Annotated in this window: 18 protein-coding genes; 3 read left to right on the top strand and 15 right to left on the bottom strand. The window is 58.5% G+C overall.

What is annotated here, in order from left to right; translation table 11 throughout:
- Positions 1–225 precede the first annotated feature (225 nt).
- Entirely contained in the window at positions 226–939 is a 714-nt protein-coding gene (locus AC1D11_RS17000; protein WP_477648236.1) for a DUF4197 domain-containing protein, read from the bottom strand.
- Between the two features lie 15 nt (positions 940–954).
- Between AC1D11_RS17000 and AC1D11_RS17005 the strand changes: the two genes are divergently transcribed.
- Complete coding sequence (locus AC1D11_RS17005; RefSeq protein WP_477648235.1) at positions 955–1,470, top strand: TlpA disulfide reductase family protein; 516 nt, start codon at positions 955–957, stop codon at positions 1,468–1,470.
- A 214-nt stretch (positions 1,471–1,684) separates the two neighbouring features.
- On the opposite strand, the gene AC1D11_RS17010 is transcribed toward AC1D11_RS17005, so the two are convergent.
- Positions 1,685–2,140 (bottom strand): c-type cytochrome, encoded by a 456-nt coding sequence (locus AC1D11_RS17010; protein WP_477648234.1) that lies wholly within the window; start codon positions 2,138–2,140, stop codon positions 1,685–1,687.
- Between the two features lie 190 nt (positions 2,141–2,330).
- Between AC1D11_RS17010 and AC1D11_RS17015 the strand changes: the two genes are divergently transcribed.
- Together AC1D11_RS17015 and AC1D11_RS17020 are read left to right on the top strand one after the other, a co-directional pair.
- Positions 2,331–3,017: a cytochrome b/b6 domain-containing protein gene (locus tag AC1D11_RS17015; protein WP_477648233.1), complete on the top strand. Its 687-nt coding sequence runs from the start codon at positions 2,331–2,333 to the stop codon at positions 3,015–3,017.
- A gap of 82 nt (positions 3,018–3,099) precedes the next feature.
- Positions 3,100–3,588 (top strand): GNAT family N-acetyltransferase, encoded by a 489-nt coding sequence (locus AC1D11_RS17020; protein WP_477648232.1) that lies wholly within the window; start codon positions 3,100–3,102, stop codon positions 3,586–3,588.
- Between the two features lie 160 nt (positions 3,589–3,748).
- Here the strand turns inward: AC1D11_RS17020 and AC1D11_RS17025 are convergent, their stop codons facing one another.
- The 13 genes from AC1D11_RS17025 to AC1D11_RS17085 form a co-directional block, all read right to left on the bottom strand.
- On the bottom strand, positions 3,749–4,255 hold the full coding sequence (locus AC1D11_RS17025) for a redoxin family protein (RefSeq protein ID WP_477648231.1): 507 nt from the start codon (positions 4,253–4,255) through the stop codon (positions 3,749–3,751).
- A 216-nt stretch (positions 4,256–4,471) separates the two neighbouring features.
- Positions 4,472–4,741, bottom strand: a complete 270-nt coding sequence (gene rpsQ, locus AC1D11_RS17030) for a 30S ribosomal protein S17 (RefSeq protein WP_007866526.1) — start codon at positions 4,739–4,741, stop codon at positions 4,472–4,474.
- Positions 4,738–4,947, bottom strand: a complete 210-nt coding sequence (gene rpmC / locus AC1D11_RS17035) for a 50S ribosomal protein L29 (RefSeq protein WP_431098894.1) — start codon at positions 4,945–4,947, stop codon at positions 4,738–4,740. Before rpmC ends, rpsQ begins: the two co-directional genes overlap by 4 nt.
- A gap of 12 nt (positions 4,948–4,959) precedes the next feature.
- The gene (gene rplP / locus AC1D11_RS17040; protein WP_122954483.1) at positions 4,960–5,376 is read right to left on the bottom strand and encodes a 50S ribosomal protein L16; all 417 of its coding nucleotides are present in this window, start codon (positions 5,374–5,376) and stop codon (positions 4,960–4,962) included.
- Between the two features lie 24 nt (positions 5,377–5,400).
- Entirely contained in the window at positions 5,401–6,309 is a 909-nt protein-coding gene (gene rpsC / locus AC1D11_RS17045) for a 30S ribosomal protein S3 (RefSeq protein WP_457281636.1), read from the bottom strand.
- 12 nt (positions 6,310–6,321) lie between these two features.
- Positions 6,322–6,651: a 50S ribosomal protein L22 gene (rplV, locus tag AC1D11_RS17050; RefSeq protein ID WP_007866508.1), complete on the bottom strand. Its 330-nt coding sequence runs from the start codon at positions 6,649–6,651 to the stop codon at positions 6,322–6,324.
- A 10-nt stretch (positions 6,652–6,661) separates the two neighbouring features.
- Positions 6,662–6,940, bottom strand: coding sequence for a 30S ribosomal protein S19 (rpsS, locus tag AC1D11_RS17055; protein WP_007866503.1), 279 nt, complete (start codon positions 6,938–6,940; stop codon positions 6,662–6,664).
- A 9-nt stretch (positions 6,941–6,949) separates the two neighbouring features.
- The gene (gene rplB, locus AC1D11_RS17060) at positions 6,950–7,774 is read right to left on the bottom strand and encodes a 50S ribosomal protein L2 (protein ID WP_011481232.1); all 825 of its coding nucleotides are present in this window, start codon (positions 7,772–7,774) and stop codon (positions 6,950–6,952) included.
- On the bottom strand, positions 7,774–8,109 hold the full coding sequence (gene rplW, locus AC1D11_RS17065) for a 50S ribosomal protein L23 (protein ID WP_457281637.1): 336 nt from the start codon (positions 8,107–8,109) through the stop codon (positions 7,774–7,776). Before rplW ends, rplB begins: the two co-directional genes overlap by 1 nt.
- Positions 8,106–8,726 carry a 50S ribosomal protein L4 gene (gene rplD / locus AC1D11_RS17070; protein ID WP_011481230.1) on the bottom strand — a complete coding sequence of 207 codons (621 nt, stop codon included), beginning with the start codon at positions 8,724–8,726 and terminating at the stop codon, positions 8,106–8,108. The genes rplW and rplD overlap by 4 nt, the downstream gene beginning before the upstream one ends.
- Positions 8,726–9,409 carry a 50S ribosomal protein L3 gene (gene rplC / locus AC1D11_RS17075; RefSeq protein WP_011481229.1) on the bottom strand — a complete coding sequence of 228 codons (684 nt, stop codon included), beginning with the start codon at positions 9,407–9,409 and terminating at the stop codon, positions 8,726–8,728. The genes rplD and rplC overlap by 1 nt, the downstream gene beginning before the upstream one ends.
- 216 nt (positions 9,410–9,625) lie before the next feature.
- Positions 9,626–9,940 carry a 30S ribosomal protein S10 gene (gene rpsJ / locus AC1D11_RS17080; protein WP_007838118.1) on the bottom strand — a complete coding sequence of 105 codons (315 nt, stop codon included), beginning with the start codon at positions 9,938–9,940 and terminating at the stop codon, positions 9,626–9,628.
- A gap of 25 nt (positions 9,941–9,965) precedes the next feature.
- Positions 9,966–10,241 (bottom strand): EF-Tu C-terminal domain-related protein (locus AC1D11_RS17085; RefSeq protein ID WP_477651471.1); only part of this gene is annotated, 276 nt, incomplete at its 5' end.

Raw genomic sequence — 10,241 nt, forward strand, 5'->3', positions numbered from 1 at the left:
GTTTATCGGCGAGGCTGTTAAGGCATTTCCCGCGTGGTCATATTTACCAACCGCATGTAAGCAAATGCGTTTTTTCGGAGCCGCCCGCCCCAATGCGAACGCCGTCCTGTTCCTGAATCAGATCCCGCCGCCCTGCCCTCTATACCGCTCACTTTTTGATAGCTGCTTGTGCCCGCCCTATATGGGCTGAAAGCCGATTTGCGCTGCAATACTTCAGCAAAACCGTTATTTCATGGATCCGAAGACCTTCTTGAGGATGGCGCTGCCCGTGCCTACCGGGTCTTGCCGGATCTTCTTTTCTTCCTCGCCGATGATCAGGTACAAGCCATCCAGCGATTTGCCGGTCACGTACTGCTGGATGTTGGCGTCTTCTTTCTTGACCAGGCCAAAGCCGGCGGCCCTGCCGGCGAATTCGTTGTACTTGTTAGCCAGGCCGACTTTTTCGGTCGCCTTGGTCACCACGGGCAGAAACTTCACGCCCAGCGGGGCGCGGGTCTTTTCAGCAAAGAAGCTGGTCACAGAGGTTTCACCGCCAGTCAGGATGTTCTTGGCGTCGGAGACGTTCATGCCCCTGACGGCGCTGACCAGCAAGTCCTTGCCCATGGGCACGGCGGCTTCGGCGGCGCGGTTGATGGAGGTGACCAGCTCGTCGATTTGCCTGCCCTTGCCGAGGGTTTTCAGAATTTTCGACGCGTCTTCAAGATATCCGGGCAAAGGAATGCGAACTTTTGGGTTGCCGAGGAATCCATCTGTCTTGCCCAGCAGGGCGACGGCGGCGACAGCGCCTTTCTCGAGGGCTGTTTTCAGGCCGGCGCTGGCGTCGGCATTGCTGATGCCTGACAAGTCCCCGAGCGAGAGTGCGTGGGCCTGGTGGTAAGTGGCCAATATCAGTGCGCCCAACGCGCTGACGCCGGCCTGGTTAAAATTGCGACGTTGCATGATGAGGTCCTTCCAATGAAATTGACATCCCGCCTGACAGTATGCCGCACGGCACTGGCCGGTATTTTGGCTGTGGCGGCCCTTGCCTGCCTGCCGGGATGTGGCGGCGCTGAGGCCGCCCCGGAGTCGACCTTTGTGCTGCTGGACGGCAGCAAACAAACCACCGCCGACTTGAAAGGCAAGGTCACCCTCGTCAATTTCTGGGCCACCAGTTGCGTGACTTGCGTGGCTGAGATGCCCAAGGTCATTTCGACGTACAACAAATACAAATCCCAGGGTTACGACACGCTGGCCGTGGCCATGAGCTACGACCCGCCCAGCTATGTCGTCAATTACACGCAGACGCGCCAGCTTCCTTTCAAGGTGGCCATCGACAACACGGGCGCAGTGGCCAAAGCATGGGGCGATGTGCAGCTCACACCCACCACCTACCTGGTCAACAAGCGCGGCGAGATCGTCAAACAGTACGTGGGCGAGCCCGACTTTGCGGCGCTGCACCAGCTGATCGAAAAGCTTCTCAAAGAGACCTGATAAGCGTTCCCCGCCCGAAAAAAAGGCCTGTTTCAGCAATGAAACAGGCCTTTTTACCATATGGGATGGGGCAACCTGCTATAAATTTAATAGCAGAACCTACATCCCCGATTTCAGCCAGCAGGGGCCGCGATCCGGCTTCGCCGGTCGCAAGGCGCCTGTCCCCCTGAGGGGGAGAGGAAGCTACACGAAGTGAGCTTCAACAGGGGGTTACTTACTGCGCCCTGAACGCGTCGTGGCAAGCCTTGCAAGTGCCGGCCGTGGACGTGAATGCGGTCTTCAGGTTATCAAGGTTGCCGGTTTTGGCTGCGGCGGCCAGCTTGGCAGTCTCTGCGACGAGCTTTTCATGGCCTTCCTTGAACTTGGCTTGTTCGGCCCAGATTTCAGGCTTGGCTTTGGTGTTGCCACCCTTGTCGGTGCCGGGGCCAAAGCCGGCCCACGGAAGCTTGGCCATGTCGGCCACGATTTCTGCATTTTCCGCTGCGACTTTGGCATCGAAGGGGACACGGCCGTTGGCCATGGCGCCGACGCGTCCGAAGTGCTGGGCCATGACAAACAACGCGCTCTGGCGGTATTTGATGGCGTCTTCGGGTTTGGCAAACTGCGCGGAGGCCGGAGCAGCCATGGCCATCAATGTGGCGGCCGCGGCGATACAGGCAAAAGCTTTCATGGGGTTCCTCGTAGGTTTTTTCTTAAGATGGGGCAATGGCAACACACTTTGCCTGTTGCCATAGGGCTGAGTTTAGCCAGACCTGATAAGTTCCGCAGGAACTTATGCGCTACGGGAAAGCACCAAGTGGCAGCGAGGCCGTATAAAGAGCACCGTTGCATAAAACAACCAGCAAGAACGAGGAGTGAGCATGTACACCAATAAAAATCTTCACAAGGTGCGCGTCTGGGATTTCCCCACGCGGTTTTTTCACTGGGCGCTGGTGGCTTGTGTGTTGGGGCTGGCCATTACCGGCACCATCGGTGGCAACGCCATGGTCTGGCATTTCCGGTTTGGCTATACCGTGCTGGCCCTGCTGCTGTTTCGCATTGTCTGGGGCCTGGTGGGTGGGCGCTGGTCTCGTTTTGGGGCGTTCATCTATGCGCCCCAAAGCGTCATCAGCTACCTCAAGGGCCAGGGCAAGCCCGAACACGGTGTCGGCCACAGCCCGATCGGCGCTGGTTCGGTGTTCGCCATGCTGGGATTTCTGGTGGCCCAGGTCGGCACGGGCCTGCTGAGCGACGACGAAATTGCCTTTGCCGGCCCGCTGACACGTTTTGTCTCCAATGCCACCGTTGGCCTGGCAACCAACTATCACAAGAACATTGGCAAGTGGGTGCTACTGGCCCTGGTGGTATTGCACATCGCGGCCATCGTTTATTACCTGACCCGCAAGCACAACCTGGTCGGCGCCATGCTGCACGGTGACAAGGAGCTGGTGGTGCCGGCCCCGCCATCGCGGGACGACACGGTCTCGCGCCTGGCTGCGGCGCTGATCCTGGCGGTCTGCGGCGGCGTGGCTTACTGGGTGTCTACACTGGCCGCGCCTGCATTTTGATGCCTCCGGCCGGGGCGTCCCGGGCCTGCTCTCCAGTTGCAAATCACGGTAAACTGGTTATCGACTTCTCCCCCGCCGATCCGTGCAACGCCCCTTCATCCAGTTCATCACGCCCGACACGCCGGAGCAGCTGGCTGCCACGCGCCTGATTTTTCGCGAGTATGCGGAGCAGCTGGGCATTGACCTGTGCTTCCAGAACTTTGAGGCCGAACTGGCCGAACTGCCCGGGGAGTACGATGACCCTGAGGGTGCGCTGCTGCTGGCCCTGGTCGACGGCGAAGTCGCCGGCTGTTGCGCGCTGCGTGCACTGGACTCGGTCGACTACCCGAATGCCGGGGAAATGAAGCGGCTGTATGTACGCCAGCCCTTTCGCCGCCTCGGCCTGGGCCGGCAGCTGGCAGAGGCGATTTTGGACGCGGCGCGCGTGGCGGGTTATTCCTCGGTGCTGCTGGACACGCTGGACGACATGGAGTCAGCGCGTGCCCTGTATGCCGAGCTGGGATTCTCCGAGATACCGCCCTACTATCACAACCCGATCCCGGGCGCGCACTATCTCAAGGTCGACTTGTAGCCAGGACAGGCTACAGACCAATAATGCCGGGCGCAAGCAGCTATGGTATTGATAGCAAGGAACGGACCGAAGTCAGCCCGCCATAACCAGCAGGACACAAAAAAGCCGCTGACCGGGAGACAGCGGCTTTGGCAGGCCCTTGAGGGCCAGGGCAGCGTGATCAGCCTTTGGCTTGTGCCAGCAGCGTGGCGGCATCACTGACTTCAAACTTGCCGGGGCCTTCAACATTCAGGCTGGTGACCTTGCCGTCTTTGACCAGCATGGAATAGCGGTTGCTGCGCACGCCCATGCCGCGCGCCGTCAGGTCCAGTGTCAGGCCCGTGGCCTTGGCGAATTCCGCGCTGCCGTCGGCCAGCATACGAACCTTGTCGCCGGTCTTCTGGTCGCGCGCCCAGGCGCCCATGACAAACGCATCGTTCACGCTCAGGCACCAGATCTCGTCAACACCTGCGGCCTTGAACTCGGCAAATTTCTCCACATAGCCAGGCACATGCTTGGCCGAGCAGGTGGGCGTGAATGCACCGGGAAGCGCGAACAACGCGATGGTCTTGCCGGCGGTGGCCTTGGCCACGTCGACCGGGTTGGGGCCAATGCTGCAGCCGTTGCCTTCAATTTCAGAAAATTCCATCAGCGTGGTGGCCGGAAGGGTGTCGCCTACTTTGATCATGGTGTGCTCCTCAAATAATAAATGGGTTGAAAATCAACTCCCGCAGTTTAGTGCGGAGCTGAAAAGCGTGCGCTCACTGTGCGAAAACCGACCTGACCTTGAAGGGCATACCAGGGAACACAGCGTACACATCGCCGGCGCAAACAAAAATGGCCCACCAAGGTGAGCCATTTTTTAGAGAGTGACTTGACGTCAGCCTTGAGGTAAACCCAAGACTTAAACGATCGCAGCCTTTTCAACCAGACGGGTCACAACCCAGTTCTTGGTCTTGGAGATCGGGCGGCTTTCGGTGATCTCGATCACGTCACCCGTGTGGTACTCGCCTTTTTCGTCATGGGCGTGGTACTTGCTGGACAGCGATACGATCTTGCCATACAGCTCGTGCTTCACACGACGCTCAACCAGGACCGTGACGGTCTTGGCGCGCTTGTCGCTGACCACCTTGCCGATCAAGGTGCGCTTGAGGGATTTTTTAGCTTCCGTCATTTTTTGGCTCCTTGCTTGACGATGGTTTCGGCCAGGATAGTCTTGGCGCGAGCGATGCTGCGACGCGTGGACCGCAGCGTGGAAAGGTTGGTCAGTTGCTGCGTGGCTTTTTGCATGCGCAGGCCAAAGTGGGCTTTTTGCAGCTCTTTGACTTCGGTTTTCAGGCCGGCAACGTCTTTTTGGCGGAGTTCAGTGGATTTGGTCATGGTCATTTCCCCTTACTGGCCAATCATGCGGCTGACGAAGGTGGTGCGCAGCGGCAGCTTGGCAGAAGCCAGGCGGAACGCTTCACGGGCCAGCTCTTCGGGCACGCCAACGATTTCAAACACGATCTTGCCGGGCTGGATTTCAGCCACGTAATACTCTGGGTTACCTTTACCGTTACCCATACGCACTTCAGCAGGCTTTTGGGAAATCGGCTTGTCCGGGAAGACACGGATCCAGATACGGCCGCCACGTTTGACGTGACGGGAAATCGCACGGCGTGCGGCTTCAATTTGACGGGCCGTCAGACGGCCACGGTCAGTGCATTTGAGACCGAAGTCACCGAACGCAACCGAGGAACCCCGGGTTGCGATGCCGGTGTTGCGGCCTTTTTGCTCTTTGCGGTATTTTCTGCGAGCGGGTTGCAGCATTTTGATTCTCCGTTAATAGACCGATTACTCGGTCTTGGCACCGTCAGCTGCTGCAGCTGGCGCGGCTTTACGGACGCGCTTAACGGTGGTTTTCGGGGCTTCGCTACCAGGAGTAGCTTCAGCCGGCTTGTCGCTTCCATCTACCGGAGCGGTGTTGGTCGCACCTCGTGGTGCACGGGCACCGCGTGGAGCAGGACGGTCGGAACCAGGGCGATCGCCAGGACGGGCATCACGGCGTGGGCCGCGCGGCTTGCGTTCTTCGTCGGCTGGTGTTTCCACCATCTTGGCGCCTGGTGCATCGTTGCGGCCCAGCGTGTCGCCCTTGTAGACCCAGACCTTGACGCCGATCACACCATAGGTGGTCTTGGCTTCAGAGGTGCCGTAGTCGATGTCGGCGCGCAGGGTGTGAAGGGGCACGCGACCTTCGCGGTACCACTCGCAGCGAGCGATTTCAATGCCGTTGAGGCGGCCGGACGACATGATCTTGATGCCCAGGGCACCCAGACGCATGGCGTTTTGCATGGCGCGCTTCATCGCACGGCGGAACATGATGCGTTTTTCAAGCTGTTGCGTGATGCTGTCAGCGATGAGCTTGGCATCAATTTCAGGCTTGCGAACTTCTTCGATGTTCACGGCGACCGGCACACCCAGCTGGCGGCTCAGTTCTTTCTTGAGGTTCTCGATGTCCTCGCCTTTTTTGCCGATCACGACGCCCGGACGTGCCGAGAAAATCGTGATGCGGGCGTTCTTGGCGGGGCGCTCGATCAGAACGCGCGAAACCGCAGCGTTCTTGAGCTTGGCCTTCAGGTACTCGCGAACCTTGATGTCTTCGGCCAGCATGCCGGCGAAGTCACGGTTGCTTGCGTACCAGCGGCTAGACCAGTTGCGGCTAACTGCAAGGCGAAACCCGGTTGGGTTGATTTTTTGTCCCATATCCTGCTGCCTTTAGTTGCCAACGACCACGTACACATGGCACGTGGGCTTGCTGATGCTGTTGCCGCGGCCTTTTGCGCGCGCGGAGAAACGCTTGAGCGTGGCACCTTGTTCGACGTAGATGGTTTTCACCTTCAGTTCGTCGATGTCGGCGCCATCGTTGTGTTCAGCGTTGGCGATGGCGGACTCCACAACCTTCTTGATGATTCCAGCAGCTTTTTTCTGCGTGAAATTCAGGATGTTGAGGGCTTGATCCACTTTCTTGCCGCGGATCAGGTCAGCGACCAGACGGCCCTTGTCGACCGACAGACGAACGCCCCGGAGGGTTGCACGTGTTTCCATGGTCTTTTCCTTACTTTCTCACAACTTTTTTATCAGCCGGATGACCTTTGAAAGTCCGGGTGAGTGCGAACTCGCCCAGCTTGTGGCCAACCATTTGATCGGTGATGTAGACAGGTACGTGCTGCTTGCCGTTGTGCACGGCGATGGTCAGGCCGATGAACTCGGGCAGGATCATGGAGCGACGCGACCAGGTCTTGATCGGCTTTTTGTCCTTGTTGGTAACGGCCTTGTCGGCTTTGGCTACCAAATGATGGTCGACAAACGGACCTTTTTTGAGTGAACGTGTCATGGGTTAGCCTTACTTCTTGCGACGCGAAACAATCATCACTTGCGTGCGCTTGTTGTTGCGGGTGCGGTAGCCCTTGGTCAGGTTACCCCATGGATCGACAGGATGACGGCCTTCGCCGGTCTTGCCTTCGCCACCGCCGTGCGGGTGGTCAACCGGGTTCATCACCACACCGCGAACGGTCGGGCGAATACCCATCCAGCGCTTCACACCGGCCTTGCCGAGACGGCGCAGGCTGTGTTCTTCGTTGGCGACTTCACCAATGGTGGCGCGGCATTCGATGTGGATCTTGCGAACTTCACCGGAGCGCATACGCACCTGGGCGTAGGTACCTTCGCGGGCCAACAAGGTTGCAGAGGTGCCGGCGGAACGGGCGATTTGCGCGCCCTTGCCGATTTGCATCTCGATGCAGTGGATCGTCGAACCGACAGGAATATTGCGGATCGGCAGGGTGTTACCCACGCGAATCGGCGCTTCCGAACCGCTGATCAGCGTGGCGCCGACTTCAAGGCCGCGAGGGGCGATGATGTAGGTGCGCTCGCCGTCGGCGTAGCAGAGCAACGCAATGTGGGCCGTGCGGTTGGGGTCGTACTCGATACGTTCGACCTTGGCCGGAATGGCGTCCTTGTTGCGCTTGAAGTCGACCACACGGTAGTGATGCTTGTGACCACCGCCTTTGTGGCGAACAGTGATGTGCCCGTTGTTGTTACGGCCGGACTTCTGGAATTGTGGCTCCAGCAGCGGCGCGTAAGGCTCACCCTTGTGCAGGTGATCCCGGGAGATCTTCACCATCCCGCGCATGCCGGGAGAGGTGGGTTTCATTTTAATGACAGCCATTACGCAGACTCCCCACCGAGGTTGAGCTCTTGACCTGGCTTGAGCGTCACGTAAGCCTTGCGAATGTTGTCGCGGCGGCCCACGGATTTGCCAAAGCGTTTGGTCTTGCCTTTGATGTTGAGGACGGCAACCGACTGGACGTCCACCTTGAACATCAGCTGCACAGCAGCCTTGATCTCAAATTTGGTAGCGTCCTGCAGCACCTTGAAGGTCACGGCATTGGTCTTGTCCGCAATCATCGTCGCCTTTTCAGACACGATGGGAGCGACCAGAACCTGCATCAGGCGGCCTTCGTCGAATTTCAGTTTTGGAGAAGATGGGTTACGGGCGCTCATGCGAACATCTCCTTGAGTTGGTCCATGGCAGCCTTGGTGACCAGAACCTTCTTGTAGTGAACCAGCGACACCGGATCGGCGTAACGGGGCTCAACCACGAGGATGTTCACCAGATTGCGGGAAGCCAGGTACAGGTTTTCATCAACCACATCAGCGATGACCAGCACCGAGTTGAGGTTCATGGCCTTGAACTTGTCAGCCAGGACTTTCGTCTTGGGTGAATCCACAGCCAGCGAATCAACCACAGCCAGGCGGCCTTCGCGCGCCAGTTGCGAGAAGATGGACGCCATGCCGGCGCGATACATCTTCTTGTTGATCTTCTGCGTGAAGTTTTCATCAGGCATGTTCGGGAAGATACGACCGCCGCCGCGCCACAGTGGCGAAGACGTCATACCAGCACGAGCACGACCGGTGCCCTTTTGTTTAAAAGGCTTCTTGGTCGAGTGACGAACCTGCTCACGGTCCTTCTGGGCCCGGGTACCCTGGCGGGCGTTGGCCTGGAAGGCCACGACCACCTGGTGAATCAGGCTTTCGTTGTATTCGCGACCAAACACGGTATCAGGCACATCCACTTTGGACGAGGCCAGACCTTGGTCATTCAGGAGTTCGACCTGCATCAGTTCGCTCCTTTAGCAGCGGTGGTGGGCTTGGCCTTGATCGCGGCACGAACCGTGACAAAACCGCCTTTGGAACCAGGCACAGCGCCGCGAATCATCAGCAGCTGACGGGCTTCGTCGATGCGCACGATGTTCAGGTTTTGCGTGGTCACGGTGACGTCACCCAGATGGCCCGTCATGCGTTTACCAGGAAACACACGACCAGGATCCTGCGCCATACCGATGGAGCCGGGAACGTTGTGCGAACGGCTGTTACCGTGCGACGCGCGCTGCGAGCTCATGTTGTGGCGCTTGATGGTGCCGGCGTAGCCTTTACCAATGGAGGTGCCCTGCACGTCCACCAGCTGGCCCACGGCAAACACGTCGGCTGCGGGCACAACAGTACCGGCAGCGTATTTGCCTGCGACATCAGCCGTCACGCGGAATTCTTTCAGGATTTCACCAGCTTCAACGCCTGCTTTCGCAAGGTGGCCGGCGGCCGGCTTGGTCACGCGCGATGCTTTGCGCGCGCCAAATGCCACTTGGAGGGCATCGTAGCCGTCATTTGCTTCGGTTTTAACCTGGGTCACGCGGTTGTTCGATACATCCACCACGGTGACAGGAACTGTGTCCCCATCATCCGTAAACAGACGCATCATGCCAACTTTGCGGCCCAGCAACCCGAGGGAGTTGCTCAGACTCATGATGTGTTCTTTCGTAACTTTCACCGCTGCGACTTCAATTGGCCACAGACGTTTTGATGTGAAAGACAGTTAATAAAACTGTCCAATCCACAAAGGCACGAAGCCAATATGCAAAGGACAGCCCAAGAGTATAGCCCAGGCTGCCAAAAATGGCAAACCCGGGCTAAAACCTGTCGCTTTGGGGCCCGGCTTGTGGCCGAAACCCCGATTTCTTGCTTACTGCAGCTTGATTTCGACGTCCACGCCAGCCGGCAGGTCGAGCTTCATCAGGGCGTCCACGGTTTTATCCGTAGGGTCCACGATGTCCATCAGACGCTGGTGCGTGCGGATTTCCAGCTGGTCGCGGCTCGTCTTGTTGACGTGGGGCGAACGCAGGATGTCAAAACGCTTCATGCGCGTTGGCAGGGGCACGGGGCCCTTGACAATCGCACCGGTGCGCTTGGCAGTGTCAACAATTTCAGCTGCCGACTGGTCGATCAGCTTGTAATCAAACGCCTTCAGGCGAATGCGGATTTTTTGCTTGGTGGCCATGGTAATTCCTTATGGTTTGCGGAAATTACGCAATGATTTTGGCAACGACGCCGGCGCCGACGGTCTTGCCGCCTTCGCGGATGGCAAAGCGCAGGCCCTCTTCCATGGCGATCGGGTTGATCAGCTTGACGGTGATCGACACGTTGTCGCCTGGCATGACCATTTCCTTGCCTTCTGGCAACTCGATCGCACCGGTCACGTCCGTCGTGCGGAAGTAGAACTGGGGACGGTAGTTGTTGAAGAATGGCGTATGGCGGCCGCCTTCGTCCTTGGAGAGAACGTAGATCTCACCGGTGAAGTG

The organism is Polaromonas sp. P1_E11, assembly GCF_056405995.1.